Raw genomic sequence first — 23,454 nt, forward strand, 5'->3', positions numbered from 1 at the left:
AACGCCCCGGCCGGGATCCCGGCCGGGGCGTTCTGCGTTCGGGGTAGCTCAGGCGAACCAGAGTGCGAGCTCGCGCTCGGCCGACTCGACCGAGTCGGAGCCGTGCACCAGGTTCTGCTGCACCTTGAGGCCCCAGTCGCGACCGAAGTCGCCGCGAATGGTGCCGGGAGCGGCGGTCGTCGGGTCGGTGGTGCCGGCGAGCACGCGGAACCCCTCGATGACACGATTGCCCGCGACGCGCATGGCGACGACCGGCCCGGACTGCATGAACTCGACGAGCGGCTCGTAGAAGGGCTTGCCCTCGTGCTCGGCGTAGTGCTTCGCGAGGAGTTCGCGGTCGGCCTGCACGAGACGGATGTCGACGAGCGAGTAGCCCTTCGCCTCGATGCGTCGGAGGATCTCGCCGGTGAGGTTGCGGGCGACCCCGTCGGGCTTCACGATCACGAGGGTCTCTTCGATCGCAGTGCTCATTGCTGTTCCTTTCCTGACGCGGCGAAGGCCGCGCGCTGTCGGTCGATTCGGCTGCCGACGACCATGCAGTACCACCACATGCCGCCGAACAGGGCCCCGACGACGAACATCGCCGGGTTGAGGAAGCCGGACGCGACGATGAGCGCCTGCAGGATCCAGCCGAGCACGTAGGCCCACTCGAATCGCAGCAGGCCCATCGTCGCGATCAGGCCGAGGATGATGACGCCGCCCGCGGCGAGGGCGACCCACGACGGCAGCGCCTGGTCGGAACCGCCCTGCGCGAGACCCCAGATCACGAGTGCGGCGAGGAAGACGACGATGGTCTCGAAGGCGAGGACGATCGAGGCGAGGCTCCGCCGGATCGACCGGGGGGCCGCTGCCGGCGCCGCCGTCTCGGGCTCGGGCACGGGTTCTCCGCCGCCCTGCAACGCGTCGCTCATGCCGCGCCCCACTCCCGGTCGTCGGCGATCGCCATGGCCTCGCCCACGAGGACGATGGAACCGGTCACGAGCACCGCGCGCCTCGGCGCCTCGGCGGCCCAGGTGCGGGCCTCCTCGAGCGCGTCGTCGAGCCGCTCGACCACGAGCGTGCGCTTCATGCCCACGCGCTCGGTGACGATCGCCTCGAGCGCGGCGGCGGGCAGGGCCCGCTCGGTGTCGGGCGCGGTGACGAGCATCGGCCCGTCGAGCTCGGCGAGCGTGTCGACGATGCCGGCCGCGTCCTTGTCGTCGACGACGCCGACCACGATCGCCCACTCGTCGAAGTCGAAGAACTCGCCGAGCGCGGTCACGAGGGCGCGGGCGCCGTGCGGGTTGTGGGCGGCGTCGACGAGGATCGTCGGCTCGATGCCGACGAGCTGCAGCCGGCCGGGCGAGGTCGCCTCGGCGAGGCCCCGCTCGACGACCTCGTCGGCGAGGCGGACGGAGCCGCCCCCGATGAAGGCCTCGACCGCCGCGATCGCGACGGCGGCGTTCTCGGCCTGGTGCGCCCCGAAGAGCGGCAGGAAGATCTCGCGGTACTCCCCCGCGAGCCCGCGGATCGAGACGAGCTGCCCGCCCACGGCGACCTTGCGCTCGAGCACGGCGAAGGCGTCGTCCTCGACGGCGAGCGTCGACTCGGTGAGCTCGGCGGCCTCCTCGAGCACCGCGAGCGCCGCATCGGGCTGGCGCGCCGACACGACCGCAGCGGCCGGCTTGATGATTCCCGACTTGGTGCGCGCGATCGCCTCCACGGTCGAGCCGAGACGCGCCTGGTGGTCGAGCGCGATCGGGGTGAAGACGGCGACCTGCCCGTCGGCGACGTTCGTGGAGTCCCACTCGCCGCCCATGCCGACCTCGAGCACGACGACGTCGACGGGGGCGTCGGCGAAGCACGCGAACGCGAGCACGGTCAGCACCTCGAAGAAGGTGAGCGGCGACTCGCCGGCCTGCTCGAGCTCGGCGTCGACGATCGCGATGAACGGGAGGATCTCCTCCCAGTTGCGGGCGACCGCCTCGTCGGTGACCGACTCGCCGTCGATGCGGATGCGCTCGGTGAACCGGACGAGGTGCGGGCTCGTGAGGAGCCCCGTGCGCAGGCCGGAGGCGCGCAGCAGGCTCTCGATCATGCGACTCGTCGAGGTCTTGCCGTTCGTGCCGGTGAGGTGGATCACCGGCGCGGCGCGGTGCGGGTCGCCGAGCAGCTCGACGGCGCGACGGGTGGGCTCGAGACGCGGGCGCGGCGCCCCCTCGCCCACGCGGGCGATGAGCGAGGCGTAGACGGCGTCGGCCGCGTCGGCGGCCTCGGCGTCGTGGTCGTGGGCGTCGCTCATGCGCGCTCCAATCCGATCAGGAGTCGTGAATCGTCGCCGACGGGCTTCGCCTCGGCGGACTCGGCTGCGGCCGGCGACGCGACGACGTCGAGCGTCGTCGCGAGCGTCTCGCCCGCGATGAGGGCGCGGTGCGTCTCGGCGGCGGCCGCTCCGGCCGGGTCGAGCGCCAGGTTGAGCACGATGCGGTCGCCGACCTCGAGGCCGGCCGCCTTGCGCGCCTCCTGCACCGCGCGGACGACGTCGCGCGCGAGGCCCTCGGCCTCGAGCTCGGGGGTCGTCGCGGTGTCGAGCAGCACGAATCCGCCGTCCGCCAGCAGCGCGAGCGCGTTCTCGCCGTCGCCCGATGCGCCGGCCTCGAGCACGAGCTCGTACTCGCCCGCCTCGAGTGCGATGCCGCCCGCGACGACCGCGTCGCCCGTGACCGACCAGTCACCGCTGCGCGCGCCCTGGATCGCCTGCTGCACCTGCTTGCCGAGGCGCGGGCCCGCGGCACGTGCGTTCACGGTGAGGCGCTTGGTCACGCCGTAGCGCTCGGCGCTGTGCTCGTCGAGCGCGACGAGCTCGACCTGCTTGACGTTGAGCTCGTCGCGGAGGATCGCCTCGAACGGGGCGAGCGCGGAGGCATCCGCGCTCACGACCGTGAGCTTCGCGAGCGGCAGGCGCACCCGGCGACCCGACTGCTTGCGGAGCGACAGCGCCGAGGAGCCGATCTCGCGGACGGCGTCCATCGCGGCGACGAGGGCGGGGTCGGCCGGGAACTCGGCGGCGTCGGGCCAGTCGGTCAGGTGCACGCTCCGGCCGCCGGTGAGCCCGCGCCAGACCTTCTCGCTGACGAGCGGCAGCAGCGGTGCGGCGAGACGGGTGAGCGTCTCGAGCACGGTGTAGAGGGTGTCGAACGCCTCCCGGCCCGAGCCGTCCTCGGCGACCCCGCCCCAGAACCGGTCGCGCGAGCGGCGCACGTACCAGTTCGTGAGCACGTCGCCGAAGTCGCGCAGCTTCTGCGCCGCGAGCGGCGAGTCGAAGTCGTCGAGGTCGGCGGTGACCGCCTCGACGAGGTCGCGCAGCTTCGCGAGCAGGTAGCGGTCGAGCACGTCGGTCGAGGTCGTCGAGCGGGATGCCTCGTAGCCGCCCTCCTTCGCCGTGTTGGCGTAGAGGGAGAAGAAGTACCAGGTGCTCCACAGCGGCAGCATGAGCTGGCGCACGCCCTCGCGGATGCCCTCCTCGGTGACGACGAGGTTGCCGCCGCGCAGCACCGAGCTCGACATGAGGAACCAGCGCATCGCGTCGGAGCCGTCGCGCTCGAACACCTCGGACACGTCGGGGTAGTTGCGCAGCGACTTCGACATCTTCTGCCCGTCGCTGCCGAGCACGATGCCGTGGCTCACGACGTTCGAGAACGCACGCCGGTCGAACAGCGCCGTCGAGAGCACGTGCATGACGTAGAACCAGCCGCGCGTCTGCCCGATGTACTCGACGATGAAGTCGGCCGGGTTGTGCGAGTCGAACCACTCGCGGTTCTCGAACGGGTAGTGCACCTGGGCGAAGGGCATCGAGCCCGAGTCGAACCAGACGTCGAAGATGTCGGGGATGCGGCGCATCGTCGAACGGCCCGTGGGGTCGTCGGGGTTCGGCCGCGTGAGGTCGTCGATGTACGGCCGGTGCAGGTCGGGCTCGCCCGACGGGCCGACGGGCAGTCGGCCGAAGTCGCGCTCGAGCTCCTCGAGCGAGCCGTACACGTCGATGCGGGGGTGCTCGGGGTCGTCGCTCTTCCACACCGGGATGGGCGAGCCCCAGTAGCGGTTGCGGCTGATCGACCAGTCGCGGGCGCCGGCGACCCACTTGCCGAACTGGCCGTCCTTGACGTTGTCGGGCACCCAGTTGATGTCCTGGTTGAGCTCGCCCATGCGGCCCTTGAACTCGGGCACCTTGATGAACCAGCTCGAGACGGCGCGGTAGATGAGCGGGTTGCGGCAGCGCCAGCAGTGCGGGTACGAGTGCTCGTAGCTCGCCTGGCGGAGGAGCCGGCCCTCGGCCTTGAGGATCTGCGTGAGCGGCTTGTTCGCGTCGCTCCAGAGCAGCCCCGCGACATCCGTGACCGCCGGGAGGAACCGGCCGCCCTCGTCGAGCGAGATCACCACCGGGATGCCGGCGGCTTCGCCGACCTTCTGGTCCTCCTCGCCGTAGGCGGGCGCCTGGTGCACGATGCCGGTGCCGTCTTCGGTGGTGACGTAGTCGGCGACGAGGATGCGCCAGGCGTTCTCGAGCCCGTACGCCTCGACGTCGGCGTAGTAGTCGAAGAGGCGGTCGTAGGTGACGCCGTCGAGCTCGGCGCCGCGCACCGTGCGCGACACCGCGGCGCGCGCCTCGTCGGCGGAGTCGTAGCCGAGCTCCTTCGCGTAGTTGCCGACGAGGTCGATCGCGAGCAGGTACTCGGCGCCGAGCACCTCGGTGTCGCTCGCGACGCCCTCGGCGCCCTCGCGGAGCACCGTGGCGTCGGGGGTGCCGTTCGGCCCGCCCGGGACGACCGCGTACTCGATCTCGGGGCCGACGGCGAGCGCGAAGTTCGTCGGGAGGGTCCACGGCGTCGTCGTCCAGGCGAGCGCGCGCACGGCGGTGAGCCCGAGCGACTCGGCCTTCGCGCCCGTGAGCGGGAAGGTGACCGTGACCGTCTGGTCCTGGCGCATCTTGTAGACGTCGTCGTCCATGCGAAGCTCGTGGTTCGAGAGCGGCGTCTGGTCGCGCCAGCAGTATGGCAGGACGCGGTAGCCCTCGTAGGCGAGGCCCTTGTCGTACAGCGTCTTGAACGCCCAGATCACGCTCTCCATGAAGGTGACGTCGAGCGTCTTGTAGTCGTGCTCGAAGTCGACCCAGCGCGCCTGGCGCGTGACGTACTCCTCCCACTCCTTCGTGTAGCGGAGCACCGACTCGCGGGCGGCCTGGTTGAAGGCCGCGATGCCCATCTCCTCGATCTGGCTCTTGTCGGTGATGCCGAGCTGCCGCTCGGCCTCGAGCTCGGCCGGCAGGCCGTGCGTGTCCCAGCCGAAGCGGCGGTGCACCTGGTGGCCGCGCATGGTCTGGTAGCGCGGGAACAGGTCCTTCGCGTAGCCGGTGAGGAGGTGCCCGTAGTGCGGCAGGCCGTTCGCGAACGGGGGCCCGTCGTAGAAGACCCACTCGGGGGCGCCCTCGCGCTGGTCGATCGAGGCCTGGAAGGTCTCGTCGTTCAGCCAGAACTCGAGGACCTCGCGCTCGACGGCGGGGAAGTCGGGTGAGGGGGCGACACCGTGGTCGTCTGGGGTACGGGGGTACACGCTCGCTCCTTGTGGGACGGATGCTCTCACGAGGACGCCGGCCGCTCGATCGAGCCTCCGCCGCGGTACCACCTCGCTTGCCCTCCTGCTCGAAGGGCCCCTCATTGCCGGCTGTGACGGGCCGCCCCGTCCGGTTCTACTGGCGATCGGATGCCACGTGGCCGCCGTTCGCGTTCTTCCGAAGACTCCCCGGTGATGGCCGGATCGATGTCGTTGCCGTCAAGAATACCGTGTCGGCGCTGGGCGGACGACGCCGGCGGGGCTCGGCGCCGAGCGGTACGCCTCGCGGATGAGCTCGAGCAGCGCGGCCTCGGGCAGGCCGTGCCCCTTCGCCTCGTCGACGAGGTCGTGGATGGCGCCGGCGAGCGCGGCGTGGCCGCCGATGCGGACCGCGACGACCGCGCCGCGCCCCCGGTGGAGCTCGATGAGGTGCTCGTCGCGCAGGCGATGGTAGGCGCGGAGCACCGTGTGGACGTTCACCCCGAGGTCGGCGGCGAGCTCGCGGGCGGCCGGCAGGCGCTCGCCGCCGGAGAGCCGCCCGTCGATGATCGAGGCGCGGAGCCCGGCCGCGAGCTGCTCGGCGAGCGGTCTCGGAAGAGTCGGATCGAGGCGGATGAGCACTCTCAAAATCTATTGTTCTATGGCTAATAGAACAACTTGCTTGTCGCAGCCCTCGGCCGGTGTCAGGATGAGTCCGGCCGACGTCGTCCGACCAACTCCCCCACGCCTCCTGCAAGGATTCCGATGCGCACTGCCCCGCCCACCGCCCGCCGATCACGCACGGTCGGCCTCCTCGCCCTCGCGCTCGCGGGCGGCGTCCTGCTCGCCGGCTGCCAGGCCGGCGAGGCGCCCGTCTCCGACGAGCCGGTCGCGGGCGGGACCCTGCGCTACGCGAGCGGCGACGCCGAGCCGAGCTGCCTCGACCCCCACGTCGGCGGCAACTACCCGCAGGCGCTGCTCGCGAGCCAGTTCCTCGAGTCGCTCGTCTCCCGCGACGAGTCGGGCGAGATCATCCCGTGGCTCGCCGAGTCGTGGGAGTCCTCCGACGACGGGCTCGCGTGGGAGTTCACGCTCCGCGACGACGTCGAGTTCACCGACGGCACGCCGTTCGACGCCGAGGCCGTCAAGGTGAACATGGAGCACCTGAAGGACCCCGCGACGCAGTCCTCGACCGGCTACCTCGCCCTCGGCAAGGTCGACCGCGTCGAGGTCGTCGCACCCGACGTGGCGCGCTTCGTGCTCACCGCACCCGACAGCGCCCTCCTCGAGTCGCTCTCGCAGCCCTGGCTCGCGATCGAGTCGCCCGCCGGCCTCGCCCGCGGCATGGAGGAGAACTGCCAGGCGCCGATCGGCACCGGCGCGTTCGTCGTCGACGGCTGGGTCAAGCAGGAGCGGGTCTCGCTCGTGCGCAACGACGACTACGTCTCGCCGCCCGCCGACGCCGCGCACGAGGGCCCCGCCCACCTCGAGGCGATCGACTGGCGCTTCGTGCCCGATGCGGCGTCGCGCTACGCCGCGCTGCAGGGCGGCCAGGTCGACGTGATCGACAACCCGCAGCCCGACACCATCGCCGCCGCCGACGAGAGCGGCGCGTTCGAGTGGATCGACGCGCCGCGGCCGGGCGCCTCGAACCGCATCGAGCTGAACTCGTCCCAGGCGCCGTTCGATGACGAGCGCGTGCGCGAGGCGTTCCTCGCCGCGGTCGACGTCAACGACGGCATCGACGCGCTCTACTTCGGCACCGCGGGGCGCTCGTACTCGGCGCTCTCCTCGGTCGAGGCGCTCGCGTACTCGGAGCCCGAGCTCTTCGCGACCGACCTCGATCGCGCGAACGAGCTGCTCGACGAGGCCGGGTGGACCGAGCGCGACGACGACGGCACCCGCATGAAGGACGGCGCCCGCCTCGTCCTGCGCTTCCCGGTCAGCACGAACCAGTCGGTGCCGGCCGAGCAGTCGCTCTTCGAGCAGGTGCAGGCCACCGCCAAGGAGGCGGGCTTCGACGTGCAGATCTCGCTCCTCGACCTCTCGAGCTGGTACGGGGCGCTGTTCGCCCACGAGTACGAGATCGTGAGCGCCCCCTACACGAAGGTCGGCCCCGACGTGCTGCGGATCCTGTACCACTCCGACAGCATCACGCCGGCGCCGAGCGGCTACTTCGCGAACCTCGCCCAGGTCAACGACCCCGAGATCGATGCGCTGCTCACGGCCGCCGCCTCGACGAGCGACCCAACCGAGCGCGCCGAGCAGTACGAGGAGGCGCAGCGGCTGATCCTCGGCGGGCACTACCTGCTGCCGCTCTACGACCAGCAGAACAGCTTCCTGCTCAGCCCGAAGGTGCAGGGCGCCCGTGCGCTGCCCACCGTGTCGACGCCGAGCTTCGCCGACGCTTGGCTCGCCGAGTGAGGCCCCGCCCGTGACCGGCCGCACGGCCGGCACGGGCGTCGCGGCGCCCGGACGCACGCGCCGGGCCCTGGCGGGCCGGCACCTCGCGCTGCTCCTCGGTGGTGCGCTCTTCGTGCTCTGGGCGGTGGCGACGCTCACCTTCTTCGCGATCCGCCTCATCCCGGGCGACCCCGCGCAGGCGATCCTCGGCGGGCCGGGGTCGCAGGCGTCGCAGGAGGCGCTCGACCAGGTGCGCAGCGACTACGGGCTCGACCAGCCCCTCGTCGTGCAGTACTTCGCGATGCTCGGCCGACTGCTCACCGGCGACCTCGGCACCTCGTACACGCTCAAGGTGCCCGTCGCCGAGCTCCTCGGCGCGCAGATCGGAGGCACGCTCCTCCTGGCCGTGTGCTCGCTCGCCGCGGCCTGGGTACTCGCCCTCGGCCTCTCGCTCTGGTCGACCGGGCGCGGTCGCATCGCCTCCGCGCTGGGCCAGGGCATCGAGCTCGTCGCCGCCGCCCTCCCCCACTTCTGGCTCGCGGCGGTGCTGATCGCCGTCTTCAGCACGGGCCTCGGCTGGTTCCCGCCCGTCGCGACCGGCACGCCGACCGGGCTCGTGCTCCCCGTGACGACGCTCGCGATCCCGCTCGCGGGGTTCCTCGCCCAGGTCATGCGCGAGAGCCTCATCGACGCCATGCGGCAGCCGTTCGTCGTGTCGGCGCGAGCGCGCGGCGAGAGCGCCCTCGGCATCCGGTTCCGCCATACGGTCCGCCACGCGGCGCTGCCCGGCATCAGCCTGTCGGGCTGGGCGCTGGGGTGGCTCCTCTCCGGCGCGGTCGTCGTGGAGACGATCTTCGCGATGCCGGGGCTCGGGCGCACGCTGCTGCAGGCCGTCACGCTCCGCGACATCCCCGTCGTCACCGGCGTCGTGCTCCTCGTCGCCGTCGTCTACGTCCTCATGACCGTGCTGACCGACCTCGTCGCCCGCGTCGCCGATCCGCGCCTCGCACAGGAGGACGACCGATGAGCGAGCTCGAGCTCCGTCAGACGACGGTCGACGCCGAGGCGGTCCACGACCGCGAGGCTCCGCGGCGTGGCCGGCCTCGGGTCGGCACGCTCGTCGCCGGCGCCTTCGTCGTCTTCCTCCTCGTCGCCGCGGCAGTCCCCTCGCTCGTCGCGACGCAGGACCCGAACGCGATCTCGGCGGCCGAGGCGTTCCAGCCGCCGTCGGCCGCGCACTGGTTCGGCACCGACGAGTCGGGCCGCGACGTGTACAGCCGCATCATCGCCGGCACGGGCACCTCACTCCTCATCGGCGTCACGGCGACGGCCATCGGACTCGCCATCGGCCTGCTGCTCGGAGTCCTCGCGAGCTTCGGCGGCCGGGTCTTCGACTTCGGGGTCGGCCGGCTCGTGGAGGTGCTGTTCGCGTTCCCCGGCCTGCTGCTCGCGCTGCTCGTCATCGTCGTCGTGGGCCCCGGCCCGGTGACCGCGACGATCGCCGTCGGCCTCTCGACGGCGCCGGGCTACGCCCGCATCATCCGCGGCCAGCTCGTCGCGATCCGCTCGTCGCAGTACGTCGAGGCGGCGCGCGTGCTCGGGCGACCGCCCCGTCGCATCCTCACCGCTCACCTGCTGCCGAACGCCCTCCTGCCGCTCGTGGTGCTCGCGACCCTCGGCATCGGCCAGGCGATCGTGTGGGCGGCGGCGCTCAGCTACCTCGGGCTCGGCGCGCAGCCGCCCGCCGCAGAATGGGGCGCGATGCTCTCGGCGGGGCGCACCTACCTCCAGACGGCGTGGTGGATGACGGTGTTCCCCGGCCTCGCGATCGTCGGCACGACCATCGCGACGACGGTGCTCGGCCGTGCGCTCGCCCGACGCGAGCGGGGCGCGCGATGACGGCGAACGGCACGGCACCCGTGCTCGAGCTCGAAGAGCTCCGGGTCGCCTTCGGGCGCGACGAGGTCGTGCGCGGGGTCTCGCTCGCGATCGCCGCGGGCGAGTGCGTCGCGATCGTCGGCGAGTCGGGGTCGGGCAAGTCGGTCACGGCGCGCAGCCTCCTCGGCATGGCGGGCGACGGCGCGCGCGTCGAGGCGCAGACGCTCCGGCTCGCGGGACGCGATCTCCGCGGCGCCGGCGAACGCGAGTGGCGCGAGGTGCGCGGCCGCCAGGCCGGGCTCGTCCTGCAGGACGCGCTCGTCGCGCTCGATCCGCTGCGACCGATCGGTCGCGAGATCGGCGACGCGCTGCGCATCCACGATCGGATGCCCCGCGCAGAACGCCGCACGCGCACCCTCGAGGTCCTCGCGGACGTCGGCATGCCCGACCCGACCGCCGCCGTGCGCCGCCGCTCGGGCGAGCTCTCGGGCGGCCTCCGACAGCGCGCGCTCATCGCCTCGGCGCTCGCGCTCGACCCGCCGCTCCTCATCGCCGACGAGCCGACCACGGCACTCGACGCGACGGTCCAGGCGCGCGTGCTCGAGCTGCTCGCCGAGATCCGCGGCCGCGGCACCGCGATCCTGCTGATCAGCCACGACCTCGCCGTCGTGTCGCGGCTCGCCGATCGCGTGCTGGTGATGCGCGAGGGCCGGGTGGTCGAGCAGGGCCCGGTCGACGAGGTGCTCGGTGCACCCCGCGAACCGTACACGCGCGCCCTCATCGCCGCGGTGCCCGCAGACGTGCCGCGCGGGGCCCCGCTGAGCAGGCCCGAGGGCGAGGCCGCGCCCGTGCGCACCCCGCCGATTGCGCTCGCCGCGCCGCCCGCGCACGACGCGGCGCGGGCCCGGGCACCTCGGCCGGTCCCGCTCCTCGCGCTCGACGGCGTCGTGAAGACCTTCCCCGTGCGCGGCGCTGGGCGCTTCACCGCGGTCGACGACGTCTCGCTCGACGTGCACGCCGGCGAGACCGTCGGCCTCGTCGGCGAGTCGGGGTCGGGCAAGACGACCGTGGCCAGGCTCGCCCTCGCGCTCACCGCCCCCGACCGCGGCGTCGTCACGGTCGACGGCGAGCCGTGGTCGGCGCTCGACGAGCGGGCGCGACGACCCCGCCGTCCCGGCATCGGCGCGATCTACCAGGACGCGCTGAGTTCCTTCGATCCCCGTTGGACGGTCGGTCGTATCCTCGCGGACGCCGCCGGCAGCGCCGCGGGCGGCGCGGGCGGCGCGAGCGGCGCGGACGCGGAGCACCCGGGCCGTGCGACCGTCGCCCGTCGCGTCGCCGAACTCCTCGACCAGGTCGGCCTCGCCGCCGCCGTCGCCGGCCGCGAGCCGCTCACCCTCTCGGGCGGGCAGCGGCAGCGCGTGGCGATCGCCCGCGCCCTCGCCGCCTCCCCCGAGCTCCTGATCTGCGACGAACCGGTCTCGGCGCTCGACGTCACGATCCAGGCGCAGATCCTCGACCTGCTCGACGAGCTCCAGCGCGAGCGCGGCCTGGCCATGCTCTTCATCTCGCACGACCTCGGCGTGGTGCGGCACATGGCCGACCGGGTCGCCGTCATGCAGGCGGGCCGGATCGTCGAGACCGGGCCCGCCGAGCAGGTGTTCGCCGCACCCGCCCACGCCTACACCGCCCGGCTCGTCGCGGACGCCCCGCGCCTCGTGCGCTGACCCGCAGAACCACCGCGGTTCCGCCCTGGCTGCGACCGCCGCCGCGCCGCGCACCGGCCTGCGCGGGCGATTCCCGGCCGCCCTCCGCTAGGCTTGAGCGTCACATTCAGGCACCTCATCACGGACTCGGTGCCGCAGATATCGAACCGGAGCATCATGACCGACACCGCGCGCATCCCCGACAAGCCCGCTCTCGAAGGCCTCGAATCCGTCTGGGGAGGCGCGTGGGAGCGCGAGGGCACCTACCGGTTCGACCGTGACTCGGCGACGCGCGAGTGCATCTACTCGATCGACACCCCGCCGCCGACGGCCTCGGGCTCGCTCCACATCGGCCACGTGTTCTCGTACACCCACACCGACGTCGTCGCCCGCTTCCAGCGCATGCGCGGCAAGCACGTCTTCTACCCGATGGGCTGGGACGACAACGGCCTGCCCACCGAGCGACGCGTCCAGAACTACTACGGCGTGCGCTGCGACCCGACGCTCCCCTACACCGAGGGCTTCGTGCCGCCGTTCGAGGGCGGCGACGGCAAGTCGACGAAGGCGGCCGACCAGGTGCCGATCTCGCGCCGCAACTTCATCGAGCTCTGCGAGCGCCTCACCGTCGAGGACGAGCAGCAGTTCGAGGCGCTCTGGCGCATGCTCGGCCTCTCGGTCGACTGGACCCAGAGCTACCGCACCATCGCCGACGAGGCGCTCTTCACCTCGCAGCTCGCCTTCATCCGCAACGTCGAGCGCGGCGAGGCGTACCAGGCGCTCGCGCCGACGCTGTGGGACGTCACCTTCCGCACCGCGGTCGCCCAGGCCGAGCTCGAGGACCGCGACCAGCCCGGCCACTACCACCGCGTCGCGTTCCACAAGGCCGACGGCGGCACGATCGAGATCGAGACGAGCCGCCCCGAGCTGCTTCCCGCGTGCGTGGCCCTCGTCGCCCACCCCGACGACGAGCGTTACCAGCCCCTCTTCGGCACGACGGTGACGACCCCCGTCTTCGGCGTCGAGGTGCCCGTCGTCGCGCACCACCTCGCCCAGAAGGACAAGGGCACCGGCATCGCCATGATCTGCACCTTCGGCGACGTGACCGACGTCGTCTGGTGGCGCGAGCTCGACCTGCCGAACCGCGCCATCATCGGCTTCGACGGTCGCGTGATCGCCGAGGCGCCCGAGGCGATCACCTCCGAGGCCGGCCGCGCCGCCTACGCGGAGCTCGCGGGCAAGACGACCTTCTCGGCCAAGCAGGCCGTCGTGCAGCAGCTGCGCGACTCGGGCGAGCTGCTCGCCGACCCGAAGTCGATCACGCACCCCGTGAAGTTCTTCGAGAAGGGCGACAAGCCGCTCGAGATCGTCTCGACCCGCCAGTGGTACATCACGAACGGCGCCCGCGACGAGGCGCTGCGCGAGCGCCTCCTCGCGCACGGTCGCGAGATGGACTGGCACCCCGACTTCATGCGGGTGCGCTACGAGAACTGGGTCGGCGGCCTGTCGGGCGATTGGCTCGTCTCCCGCCAGCGCTTCTTCGGCGTTCCGATCCCCGTCTGGTACCCGCTCGACGCGCAGGGCGACCCCGTGTTCGACCAGCCGATCGTCGCCACGCAGGAGCTGCTGCCCGTCGACCCGTCGTCGGCGCCCGCCCCCGGCTACGACGAGTCGCAGCGCGGCCAGGCCGGCGGCTTCATCGGCGAGCACGACGTCATGGACACCTGGGCGACCTCGTCGCTCACCCCGCAGCTCGCCGGCGGCTGGGAGCGCGACCCCGAGCTCTGGAACCTCGTGTTCCCGTACTCGCTGCGCCCGCAGGGCCAGGACATCATCCGCACCTGGCTCTTCTCGACGACGCTGCGCGCCGAGCTCGAGCACGGCGTCGCACCGTGGGCGAACGCCTCGATCTCGGGCTTCATCGTCGACCCCGATCGCAAGAAGATGTCGAAGTCGAAGGGCAACGTGGTGACGCCGTCCGGCCTGCTCGAGCAGCACGGCTCCGACGCGGTGCGCTACTGGGCGGCCTCGTCCCGGCTCGGCACCGACGCGGCCTTCGACCCGCAGAACCCGACGCAGGTGAAGATCGGCCGTCGCCTCGCGATCAAGGTCCTCAACGCGGCGAAGTTCATCCTCGGATTCGACGGCTCCGCCGATGCCGCCGTCACCGTGCCCGTCGACCGCAGCATGCTGGCCGAGCTCGCCACGGTCGTCGAGCGCGCCACCCGCGCGCTCGAGGGCTACGACCACGCCCGTGCGCTCGAGCTCTCCGAGACCTTCTTCTGGACCTTCTGCGACGACTACCTCGAGCTCGTCAAGGAGCGCGCCTACGGCGAGGCCAGCCCCGAGCAGGCCTCGGCGGTCGCTGCGCTGAAGACGGCGCTCGGCGTGATGCTGCGGCTCTTCGCGCCGGTGATCCCGTTCGCGACCGAAGAGGCCTGGCGCTGGTCGCACGAGGGCTCGGTGCACCGCGCCGCGTGGCCGACCGCCGACGAGCTCGCCGCACGCGGTGACGCCGACGGCGAACTCCTCGAGATCGCGAGCCTCGCCCTCACCGGCATCCGCCGTGCGAAGACCGACGCGAAGGCCTCGCAGAAGACCCCGGTCGCCCAGGCGGCGATCCACGCCTCGGCGGCGACGATCGCCCTGCTCGAGTCCGTGGCATCCGACCTGCGCGCCGTGGGGCGCATCACCGAGCTCGTCTTCGCCGAGGCGGAGGAGTTCGCAGTCAGCGACGTCGTCTTCGAGGCGGCCGAATAGGGGGAACCATGACCAACGAGATCCGGCTCGCCGGTGACGACGACTTCTTCGGCTGGCTGCCGTTGTTCGAGGCGTACTGCACGTTCTACGAGACCGAGCTCGACGACGCCAAGGCGCTCATCGTGTGGAACTGGCTGCGCGACGAGCACAACCCGCTGCAGGCGGCGCTCGCCGTCGACGAGGAGGGCACGCCCGTCGGGCTCGCCCACTTCCGACAGGTGCCCGAGACGCTGAGCGCGACCTTCGGCATGTACCTCGACGACCTCTACGTCGTCGACGCGCACCGGGGCACGGGCACCGGCAAGGCCCTCATCGAGTTCGTGCACGCTCGAGCCGCCGAGGTCGGGCACGGCGGCGTCGCGTGGATCACCGCCGACGACAACGCCACGGCCCAGCAGCTCTACGACCGCATCGCCAAGCGCACCAGCTGGGTGACGTACGAGATGGACGCCTGATGCGGCTCGGCACCCGCTGGGCGTTCGGCACCGAGCCGCCCGTCTCGGTGCCGATCGAGCTGCGCCCGCGCATCGCCGCGGCGGAGGCGGCCTTCGAGGGCGACGGCAGCGACCGCCACTGGACGCTGACCTGGCTCGAGGGGCGCCCCATCGCCGAGCTCGACGACGGCACCGTCGTGAGCGAGGTCATCGTCGACGTCCGCGACGACGACGAGGACTGGTGACCTGCACGCACGATCTCGGCGTCAGGCGCGCGCGAGGATCTCGCTGTGCGGCATGAGGAACCAGCCGTCGTCGTCGGCGGCCCAGTCGCGCCACGCCTGGGCGATCGAGCGCAACTCGTCGGGGTGCGAGTGGCCCGACTCGATCGCATGCGCGGCGAACTGCGACTCGGTGGCGCGCTCGGCCCATGAGCCGCCCCACCACTCGCGTTCGAGGGTCGAGGAGAAGACCCAGGTCGTGCCGCTCGCGGTGATCTCGCCGAAGCCGGCCTCGCGCGCCCAGTGCTTGAGGTGGCGGCCGGCGTGCGGGTCGCCGCCGTTCCACTCGTGCACGTCGTGGTAGAGCTCGAGCCATCGGGTGAGCCCCGCCGACGCCGGGCTCCAGATCACGCCGCCGTAGTCGACGTCGCGCACCGCGAGCAGGCCGCCGGGCTTCAGCACGCGACGGAACTCGCGCAGCGCGTCGACCGGGCGGGCTAGGTGCTGCAGCACCTGGTGCGCGTGCACGACGTCGTAGCTGTCGTCGGCCGCCTCGATCGCGTAGGCGTCGCCGACGCCGAACTCGACGTTGTGCACGCCCTCGCTCTCGGCGAGGCCCGTCGCCTGGGCGACGACCTCGGCCGAGGCGTCGATCCCCCACACGCGGCCCGGGCGGACCCGCCGGGCGAGGTCGATCGTGATGGTGCCCGGCCCGCTGCCGACGTCGAGGACCGCGGCGCCGGCCTGCAGGTGCGGCGCGAGGTAGGCGGCGGAGTTCTCGACCGTCCGCCAGGCATGGATGCGCAGCACGCTCGCATGGTGGCCGTGGGTGTAGGTGTCGCGGGCGGGAGTTTCACTGGCCATGTGCCGAGCCTACGCGCGGGAGGCCCTGCGGCGCTCGTCGCCCGTCATAGGGTGATCGAATGAGCGACTCGACGCGCAATCCGCTGCTGGAACCGAGCCCACTGCCGTTCCGGCTCCCCCTGTTCGAACTCCTCGCCCCCGAGCACTTCCGCGAGGCGCTGACGCTCGGGATCGCCGAGCAGGAGGCCGAACTCGCGGAGATCGCCGAGAATCCCGAGGCGCCGACCTACGCGAACACGATCGTCGCGCTCGAACGGTCGGGCGTCCTCCTGCGCCGTGCGCTCCCCGTGTTCGAGAACCGCAGCGCGGCCGACGCCGACGATGCGATCGACGCGCTCGAGGCCGAGTTCGCCCCGAAGCTCGCCGCCCTCCGCGATGCCGTCCTCCTCGACCAACGGCTCTTCGCCCGCCTCGAGGCGCTCGTCACCGCCCTGGACGCGGGCGAGCTCGACCTCGGCGCCGACGGCGAGGGCGACGACGGTGCCGACGACGCGGAACCCGCCGCCGCGCCCGCCGCCGACCGCATTGCCGCGCGCGAGTACCTCCTGCGCCGCCGCCACCGTACCGCGGTGCTCGCCGGCGCCCGGCTCCCGGCCGACGGCCGAGCGCGACTCTCCGAGCTCAACGAGCGCATCGCCGCGCTCACGACCGCGTTCCAGCGCGAACTGCTGGCCGACGGCAACACCCGCGCGCTGCACCTCCGCGACGCCGACGAGCTCGCCGGGCTCGACGAGGAGCGCCGCGCCACCGCCCGCGCCGCCGCCGAGGCGCGCGGCCTCGAGGGCTGGGTGATCCCGCTGGTGCTGCCGACCCAGCAGCCCGCACTCGCCGCGCTCGACTCCGCGGAGGTGCGCGATCGGCTCCTCACCGCCGCACGAGGACGCGGCACCTCCGGCGGTGCCCACGACACCCGCGAGATCCTGCTCGAGCTCGTGCGGGTCCGCGCCGAGCGCGCGGCGCTGCTCGGCCATGCCGACCACGCCGGCGCGGTCACCGCCGACGAGACCGCCGGCTCCCCCCGCGCCGTCGCCGCGCTCATCGGCGAGCTGGCGCCGCGCGCGATGGCGAACGCCCGCCGCGAAGCCGCCGACCTCGCCGAGCTCGCGGAGCGCGACGGAGACCGGCCGCTCGAGGCGTCCGACTGGATGCACCTCGCCGAGCGGGAGCGCGCAGAACGCCACTCGGTCGACCTCGGCGCGATGCGCCCCTACCTCGAGGCCGACCGGGTGCTCCGCGACGGCGTCTTCCACGCCGCCACGCTGCTCTACGGGCTGCGCTTCGAGGAACGGCGCGACCTCGTCGCGCATCACCCCGACGCCCGCGTCTACGAGGTCTCCGAGCACGACGGCGCGCCCGTCGGGCTGTACCTGCTCGATCTCTACGCGCGCGACTCGAAGCGGGGCGGCGCCTGGATGAGCTCCCTCGTCGACCAGTCCGATCTCACGGGCGAGCTCCCGGTCGTCGTCAATCACCTCAACGTGCCGAAACCCCCGGCGGGCGAGCCGACGCTGCTCAGCTTCGACGAGACCGAGACGCTCTTCCACGAGTTCGGCCACGCGCTGCACGGTCTCCTCGCACGCGTCGAGTTCCCGAGCGCGGCCGGCACCAACGTGTTCCGCGACTTCGTCGAGCTGCCGAGCCAGGTCAACGAGCTCTGGGCGCTGCGGCCCGAGATCCTCGGCCGCTACGCCGTGCATCACGAGACCGGCGCACCCATCCCCGCCGGGCTCGTCGAGCGACTCATCGCCTCGCGCACCTTCGGCGAGGGTTTCGCGACCACCGAGTACCTCGCCGCGGCCGCACTCGACCAGGCGTGGCACCGGCTCGACGTCGACGCGGCATCCGCCCTCGGCGTCGACGCCGTCGCGGACTTCGAGCAGCGCGCGCTCGATGCGGCGGGCCTCGCCGATCCGCGCATCCCGCCGCGCTACTCGAGCGGCTACTTCGCGCACGTCTTCGCCGGAGGCTACGACGCGGGCTACTACTCGTACGTCTGGAGCGAGGTGCCCGGCGCCGACATCATGGCCTGGTTCGAGGCGAACGGCGGTGCGCGACGCGAGCTCGGCGAGCGGTTCCGCGCCGAGATCCTCGAGCCGGGCGGCTCGCGCGATCCGCGCGAGTCCATCCGCCGACTGCTCGGGCGCGAGCCAGTGATCGACGCGCTGCTCGCACGCCGCGGGCTCGCCTGAGTCGGGGCAGGGCCGGCTCCGGCCGACCCCGGCGGGGCTCCGGTTCGCTCAGACGGCGGATGCCCCGTGCAGGCGTGCTGCACGGGGCATCCGTTCCGTCGCGGTTCGACGGTTCGGCGTCGCCTCAGATGGCGAAGCCGAGCGCCCGCATCATGTCGCGGCCGTCGTCGGTGATGCGCTCGGGGCCCCACGGCGGCATCCACACCCAGTTGATGCGGAACGCCTCGACGGTGCCGTCGAGCGCCTCGGCCGTCTGCTCCTCGATGACGTCGGTCAGCGGACAGCCGGCACTCGTGAGGGTCATGTGGATGACGAGCGCGTCGTTCTCGTCGTCCCAGCCGAGGTCGTAGATGAGGCCGAGGTCGACGATGTTCACCCCGAGCTCGGGGTCCATCACGTCCTTCAGCGCTTCTTCGACCTGCTCGTAGCGCTCGGGTGCGAGTGAGGAGACCATGGTGGGAGTCTACCCGCGCCCTACTCGGCCGCGGCCGGCTCGACCGCGGCCGACTCGGCGACCTGGTAGCGGTCGTAGCCCTCTTCCTCGAGACGGTCGGCGAGCTCGGGGCCGCCCTGCTCGGCGATGCGACCGGCGACGAAGACGTGCACGAAGTCGGGCTTGATGTAGCGGAGGATGCGCGTGTAGTGCGTGATCAGCAGCACGCCGAGGCCGGTGCTGGCCTTGGCACGGTTGACGCCCTCGGAGACGATCTTCAGCGCGTCGACGTCGAGACCCGAGTCGGTCTCGTCGAGCACCGCGAACTTCGGCTTCAGCAGCTCGAGCTGGAGGATCTCGTTGCGCTTCTTCTCGCCGCCCGAGAAGCCCTCGTTGACGTTGCGCTCGGCGAACGCCTTGTCCATCTTGAGGTTCGCCATCGACTCGCGGACGTCCTTCACCCACGTGCGCACCGACGGCGCCTCGCCGTCGATCGCGGTCTTCGCGGTGCGGAGGAAGTTCGTGACGGTGACGCCGGGGATCTCGACCGGGTACTGCATCGCGAGGAAGAGGCCCGCGCGAGCGCGCTCGTCGACCGACATCTCGAGGACGTCCTCGCCGTCGAGGAGGATCTCGCCCTCGACGACGGTGTACTTCGGGTGACCGGCGATCGTGTAGGCGAGGGTCGACTTGCCCGACCCGTTCGGGCCCATGATCGCGTGGATCTCGCCCTCGTTGATCGTGAGGTCGACGCCGCGGAGGATCTCGCGGGTGCCCTGTTCGGTCTCGACGTTGACGTGCAGGTTCTTGATCTCGAGCACTGACATGTTCTGGGGTATCTCTTTCGGTTGCCGGCCGCGGGCCGGAGAAGCGTGGGTCAGACGGTCAGCGTGACCGCGGGGTCGATGTGGACGTCGCCGCCCTGGATCTCGACCTGGTAGACGGGGACCGGCTCGTACGCCGGGAGGGTGAGGGGCTTGCCGGTCTTCAGCGAGAACTGCGAGCCGTGCGCCCAGCACTCGAGCGTGTCCTCCTCGACGAACCCCTCGGAGAGCGAGATGTCGCCGTGGGTGCAGGTGTCGCCGATCGCGAAGACGTCGCCGGCCGCATCCTTCACGACGGCGATGGGCACGCCCTCGAGCACGAATCGGGACGCCTGGTTCTCGACGAGCTCGTCGAGCGCGCAGACACGAACGGATGCCACGTCAGGCCCCCTGCAGTTCGGACTCGAGCGCCGTGGTGAGGCGCTCCTCCAGCTCGGGCGAACCGATCTTCTGCACGATCTCGGTGAGGAAGCCGCGGACGACGAGACGGCGCGCCTCGTCTTCGCGGATGCCGCGGGCCATGAGGTAGAAGAGCTGCTCGTCGTCGAAGCGACCGGTCGCGCTCGCGTGTCCGGCGCCCTCGATGTCGCCGGTCTCGATCTCGAGGTTCGGCACCGAGTCGGCGCGGGTGCCGTCGGTGAGCACGAGGTTGCGGTTCTGCTCGTAGCTGTCGGTGCCGGTGGCCTTCTGGCCGATCAGCACGTCGCCGACCCAGACCGTGCGCGCGCCCGAGCCCTGCAGCGCACCCTTGTAGGTCACGCGGCTCTTGGTGTGCGGGGCGTCGTGGTGCACGTAGACCTGCTGCTCGAGGTGCTGCCCCGCGTCGGCGAAGTAGAGGCCGAGCGCCTCGATGTCGGCGCCCTGCTCGGCGAGGTGCGTCGACGGGTTCACCCGCACGACCTTGCCGCCGAGGGAGACCACGATGTGCTTCAGGAACGAGTCGCGGCCGAGGCGGGCGAACTGGCTCGAGAGGTGCACCGCCTCGTCGTCCCATTCCTGCAGCGAGACGACGGTCAGGGATGCCCCGTCGCCGACGATGATCTCGACGTTCTCGCTGAGCCGGGCCGAGCCCGCCCCGGCGAGCACGATGAGCGCGCGGCTGTTGGGAGCCGCCTCGATCACGGTGTGTGCAGCGCGCGGCGCGTCGCCGAGGCCCGAGCGGGTCACGAACACGGTCTTCTGGTCTTCGCCGGTGACGGAGACGAGGAGCGCCTCGCCGAAGCTCGACCACGCGTTCGCGCTCGCGCGCTCCTCGGGGATTCCGGCGGAGCCGATGCGGGCGTCGTCGCGCGAGAGGTACGAAGTGGAGACCCCGGGGGCATCCGTCGTCTCGATCGGGAGGCGGGCGCCGTCGAGCTCGCCGCTCGTCAGGTCGGCGAAGGTCGCGACGGGCGAGAGCTTCCACTCGTGCTCGCGGCCGGTGACGGGCTCGAAGTCGGCGACGTTCGTCGAGCGGAAGCGCTCGGAGCGCGTCTGCACGGGCACGAAGGCGCCGTCGGAGTGCGCGACGAGGCCGTGCTGCTCGGCCGTGGGCATGGCTGTGCTGGTCATCTGGGCGGTCACTACTAGCCCACCGATCCTTCCATGCCCATCTCGATGAGCTTGTTGAGTTCCATCGCGTATTCCATCGGGAGCTCGCGCGCGATCGGCTCGATGAAGCCGCGCACGATCATCGACATGGCCTCGGTCTCGTCGATGCCGCGGCTCATCAGGTAGAAGAGCTGCTCCTCGCTGACCTTCGAGACCGTGGCCTCGTGACCGAGCTTGACGTCGTCGACCCGGATGTCGATCGCGGGGTACGTGTCGGAGCGGGAGATCGTGTCGACCAGCAGCGCGTCGCAGACGACGCTGTTCGCCGAGTGGTGCGCGTTCGCGTCGACGCGGACCTCGCCGCGGTAGCCGGCGCGTCCGCCGCCGCGGGCGATCGACTTCGAGACGATCGACGACTGCGTGTACGGCGCCATGTGGATCATCTTCGCGCCCGCGTCCTGGTGCTGGCCGGGGCCGGCGAAGGCGACCGAGAGGGTCTCGCCCTTGGCGTGCTCGCCCATGAGGAAGATCGACGGGTACTTCATCGTGACCTTCGAGCCGATGTTGCCGTCGACCCACTCCATGGTGGCGCCCTCGGCGGCCGTGGCGCGCTTCGTGACGAGGTTGTAGACGTTGTTCGACCAGTTCTGGATCGTCGTGTACCGAACGCGGGCGTTCTTCTTCACGATGATCTCGACGACGGCCGAGTGCAGCGAGTCGCTCTTGTAGATCGGCGCCGTGCAGCCCTCGATGTAGTGCACGTACGAGCCCTCGTCGGCGATGATGAGCGTGCGCTCGAACTGGCCCATGTTCTCGGTGTTGATGCGGAAGTACGCCTGCAGCGGGATCTCGACGTGCACGCCCTTCGGGACGTAGACGAACGAGCCGCCCGACCAGACCGCCGTGTTGAGCGCGGCGAACTTGTTGTCGCCCGCCGGGATCACGGTGCCGAAGTACTCCTCGAAGAACTCGGGGTGCTCCTTCAGCGCGGTGTCGGTGTCCATGAAGATGACGCCCTGGCGCTCGAGCTCTTCGTTGATCTGGTGGTAGACCACCTCGGACTCGTACTGGGCCGCCACGCCGGCGACGAGGCGCTGGCGCTCGGCCTCGGGGATGCCGAGCCGCTCGTAGGTGTTCTTGATGTCGTCGGGCAGGTCCTCCCAGGTCTGGGCCTGCTTCTCGGTCGAGCGGACGAAGTACTTGATGTTGTCGAAGTCGATCTCCGACAGATCGGCGCCCCACGTCGGCATGGGCTTGCGCTCGAAGAGCTGCAGGCCGCGCTGGCGGCGCTGGAGCATCCATTCGGGCTCGTCCTTCAGCCGCGAGATGTCGGCCACCACCTCAGCCGACAGGCCGCGTCGGGCCGAGGCCCCCGCGACGTCGGAGTCGGCCCAGCCGAACTCGTAGTTGCCGAGCCCTTCGAGCTCGGGGCGGTCGATCAGTACGTCCGTCATACTCTTCCTCTTCTCCTCCCGTGCAACCGGCTATCAGTCCGGCTCATCCCCCGCGCCTGGTCGAGGATCTCGGTGAGGGGGTGTGATGTGCGGGTGGCTCCAGTGCGAACCTAAGATGGCTGGTGCCCGCTTGCCGCGCGAACGCGCGTCGCAGCAGGTGCGCCAACCACTCAAGTCTATAGGGTCGCAGTGACACCCGGGCCGGACTCCCAGCCCCGTCTCAGAGCGATCCGGATCAGGAACGACCCGCGTGCCCCGCTCTCTCCGCTTCTTCGCCTGGGCCTCCTTCGTCGCGCAGGTGACGATCATCGCGACCGGCGGCGCGGTGCGCCTCACCGGTTCGGGCCTCGGATGCCCCACCTGGCCCACCTGCACGCCCGAGTCGCTCGTGCCGACGGAGGAGCTCACCTACCACTCCCTCATCGAGTTCGGGAACCGGCTCATGACGGGCGTCGTGGGCATCATCGCGCTCATCGTCTTCCTGCTCGTGTGGCGCATCCGGCGCGAGCGCCGCGACCTCTTCGTGCTCTCGTTCATCGTCGGCCTCGGCATCGTCGCGCAGGCGATCGTCGGCGGCATCACCGTCTGGACGGGCCTGAACCCGTTCATCGTCGGCTTCCACTACGTGTCCTCGCTCGCGCTGGTCTGCGTGACGGCCGCGTTCCTCGGCCGGCTGGACGAGCCTGCCGGCCCCCGCGAACGGGCGGTGCCCGGCTGGTACGCGGGCCTCACGCACGCCACGAGCGCAGTGCTGCTCATCTCGATCGTCTTCGGCGTGCTCACCACCGGATCGGGCCCGCACTCGGGCGACGCCGAGGCCGGCCGCAACGGCTTCGACTCCGAGATCCTCGAGCACGTGCACGCCTGGCCCGGCTACGCGCTCCTCGTCATGACGATCGTGCTCGTGATCGCGGCGTGGCGCGGCGGGCTGCCGACCCTGCGGTGGTCGATCGCTCTGCTCGTCGTCGAGCTCGTGCAGGTCGCGGTCGGCCTCTACCAGGCGCGCAACGGCCTGCCCGTGCTCGCGGTCGGCGTGCACATGGTGCTCGCGGCGCTCACTGCGGCGGCGATGACGCTCGTGATCCTGCGCCTGAAGCGCCCCGTCGCGGCGCCGGCCTCGGTGCAGACGCCGGTCGAGGCCACGGCAGCCTGACCCGGCGCGCCGCTGCGGTGGAGCCGACGCTCGAGTGCCC

General features: G+C 71.7%; 20 protein-coding genes. 9 read left to right on the forward strand and 11 right to left on the reverse strand.

Annotation, left to right across the window (positions count from 1 at the left end; genetic code table 11):
* Positions 1-48 precede the first annotated feature (48 nt).
* The 5 genes from ndk to ACFVTH_RS15545 form a co-directional block, all read right to left on the reverse strand.
* Positions 49-471, reverse strand: a complete 423-nt coding sequence (gene ndk, locus ACFVTH_RS15525; protein WP_386902211.1) for a nucleoside-diphosphate kinase — start codon at positions 469-471, stop codon at positions 49-51.
* Positions 468-911, reverse strand: a complete 444-nt coding sequence (locus ACFVTH_RS15530) for a DUF4233 domain-containing protein (RefSeq protein ID WP_387092751.1) — start codon at positions 909-911, stop codon at positions 468-470. Before ACFVTH_RS15530 ends, ndk begins: the two co-directional genes overlap by 4 nt.
* Entirely contained in the window at positions 908-2,281 is a 1,374-nt protein-coding gene (locus tag ACFVTH_RS15535; RefSeq protein ID WP_387092754.1) for a bifunctional folylpolyglutamate synthase/dihydrofolate synthase, read from the reverse strand. The genes ACFVTH_RS15530 and ACFVTH_RS15535 overlap by 4 nt, the downstream gene beginning before the upstream one ends.
* Complete coding sequence (ileS, locus tag ACFVTH_RS15540; RefSeq protein WP_387092757.1) at positions 2,278-5,589, reverse strand: isoleucine--tRNA ligase; 3,312 nt, start codon at positions 5,587-5,589, stop codon at positions 2,278-2,280. Before ileS ends, ACFVTH_RS15535 begins: the two co-directional genes overlap by 4 nt.
* Positions 5,590-5,808: 219 nt before the next feature.
* Positions 5,809-6,210, reverse strand: a complete 402-nt coding sequence (locus ACFVTH_RS15545; RefSeq protein ID WP_387092760.1) for a GntR family transcriptional regulator — start codon at positions 6,208-6,210, stop codon at positions 5,809-5,811.
* A 123-nt stretch (positions 6,211-6,333) separates the two neighbouring features.
* Here ACFVTH_RS15545 and ACFVTH_RS15550 point away from each other — a divergent pair, with 123 nt between their 5' ends.
* The 7 genes from ACFVTH_RS15550 (at position 6,334) to ACFVTH_RS15580 (ending at position 14,991) form a co-directional block, all read left to right on the forward strand.
* Positions 6,334-7,992, forward strand: a complete 1,659-nt coding sequence (locus tag ACFVTH_RS15550; RefSeq protein WP_387092763.1) for an ABC transporter substrate-binding protein — start codon at positions 6,334-6,336, stop codon at positions 7,990-7,992.
* Positions 7,993-8,002: 10 nt separating this feature from the next.
* Positions 8,003-8,998, forward strand: a complete 996-nt coding sequence (locus ACFVTH_RS15555; RefSeq protein ID WP_387092766.1) for an ABC transporter permease — start codon at positions 8,003-8,005, stop codon at positions 8,996-8,998.
* Positions 8,995-9,870: an ABC transporter permease gene (locus ACFVTH_RS15560; RefSeq protein ID WP_387092769.1), complete on the forward strand. Its 876-nt coding sequence runs from the start codon at positions 8,995-8,997 to the stop codon at positions 9,868-9,870. Before ACFVTH_RS15555 ends, ACFVTH_RS15560 begins: the two co-directional genes overlap by 4 nt.
* Positions 9,867-11,576 (forward strand): nickel ABC transporter ATP-binding protein NikE, encoded by a 1,710-nt coding sequence (gene nikE / locus ACFVTH_RS15565; protein WP_387092772.1) that lies wholly within the window; start codon positions 9,867-9,869, stop codon positions 11,574-11,576. The genes ACFVTH_RS15560 and nikE overlap by 4 nt, the downstream gene beginning before the upstream one ends.
* Before the next feature lie 156 nt (positions 11,577-11,732).
* Positions 11,733-14,312 (forward strand): valine--tRNA ligase, encoded by a 2,580-nt coding sequence (gene valS, locus ACFVTH_RS15570; protein ID WP_387092774.1) that lies wholly within the window; start codon positions 11,733-11,735, stop codon positions 14,310-14,312.
* Positions 14,313-14,320: 8 nt separating this feature from the next.
* Positions 14,321-14,767, forward strand: coding sequence for a GNAT family N-acetyltransferase (locus ACFVTH_RS15575; protein ID WP_387092777.1), 447 nt, complete (start codon positions 14,321-14,323; stop codon positions 14,765-14,767).
* Positions 14,767-14,991 carry a hypothetical protein gene (locus tag ACFVTH_RS15580; RefSeq protein WP_387092779.1) on the forward strand — a complete coding sequence of 75 codons (225 nt, stop codon included), beginning with the start codon at positions 14,767-14,769 and terminating at the stop codon, positions 14,989-14,991. The genes ACFVTH_RS15575 and ACFVTH_RS15580 overlap by 1 nt, the downstream gene beginning before the upstream one ends.
* A gap of 21 nt (positions 14,992-15,012) precedes the next feature.
* On the opposite strand, the gene ACFVTH_RS15585 is transcribed toward ACFVTH_RS15580, so the two are convergent.
* A complete protein-coding gene (locus tag ACFVTH_RS15585) occupies positions 15,013-15,831 on the reverse strand; it encodes a methyltransferase domain-containing protein (RefSeq protein ID WP_387092782.1) in 819 nt (272 codons plus the stop codon).
* A gap of 59 nt (positions 15,832-15,890) precedes the next feature.
* Between ACFVTH_RS15585 and ACFVTH_RS15590 the strand changes: the two genes are divergently transcribed.
* Complete coding sequence (locus ACFVTH_RS15590; protein WP_387092785.1) at positions 15,891-18,020, forward strand: M3 family metallopeptidase; 2,130 nt, start codon at positions 15,891-15,893, stop codon at positions 18,018-18,020.
* A gap of 124 nt (positions 18,021-18,144) precedes the next feature.
* Here the strand turns inward: ACFVTH_RS15590 and ACFVTH_RS15595 are convergent, their stop codons facing one another.
* The 5 genes from ACFVTH_RS15595 to sufB are packed head-to-tail and all read right to left on the reverse strand — an operon-like array spanning position 18,145 to position 22,261.
* Positions 18,145-18,474: a metal-sulfur cluster assembly factor gene (locus ACFVTH_RS15595; protein WP_157424200.1), complete on the reverse strand. Its 330-nt coding sequence runs from the start codon at positions 18,472-18,474 to the stop codon at positions 18,145-18,147.
* Positions 18,475-18,494: 20 nt separating this feature from the next.
* Complete coding sequence (sufC, locus tag ACFVTH_RS15600) at positions 18,495-19,280, reverse strand: Fe-S cluster assembly ATPase SufC (protein ID WP_387092788.1); 786 nt, start codon at positions 19,278-19,280, stop codon at positions 18,495-18,497.
* Positions 19,281-19,330: 50 nt separating this feature from the next.
* Positions 19,331-19,657 carry a non-heme iron oxygenase ferredoxin subunit gene (locus tag ACFVTH_RS15605; RefSeq protein ID WP_387092791.1) on the reverse strand — a complete coding sequence of 109 codons (327 nt, stop codon included), beginning with the start codon at positions 19,655-19,657 and terminating at the stop codon, positions 19,331-19,333.
* A gap of 1 nt (position 19,658) precedes the next feature.
* Positions 19,659-20,828 (reverse strand): Fe-S cluster assembly protein SufD, encoded by a 1,170-nt coding sequence (gene sufD, locus ACFVTH_RS15610; RefSeq protein WP_387092794.1) that lies wholly within the window; start codon positions 20,826-20,828, stop codon positions 19,659-19,661.
* 14 nt (positions 20,829-20,842) lie between these two features.
* The gene (gene sufB, locus ACFVTH_RS15615; RefSeq protein WP_387092797.1) at positions 20,843-22,261 is read right to left on the reverse strand and encodes a Fe-S cluster assembly protein SufB; all 1,419 of its coding nucleotides are present in this window, start codon (positions 22,259-22,261) and stop codon (positions 20,843-20,845) included.
* A 250-nt stretch (positions 22,262-22,511) separates the two neighbouring features.
* Here sufB and ACFVTH_RS15620 point away from each other — a divergent pair, with 250 nt between their 5' ends.
* Positions 22,512-23,414, forward strand: a complete 903-nt coding sequence (locus ACFVTH_RS15620; protein ID WP_387092799.1) for a heme A synthase — start codon at positions 22,512-22,514, stop codon at positions 23,412-23,414.
* Positions 23,415-23,454: the final 40 nt, after the last annotated feature.

Origin of the sequence: Agromyces sp. NPDC058104, assembly GCF_042884835.1 — a bacterium.
GTDB lineage: Bacteria > Actinomycetota > Actinomycetes > Actinomycetales > Microbacteriaceae > Agromyces.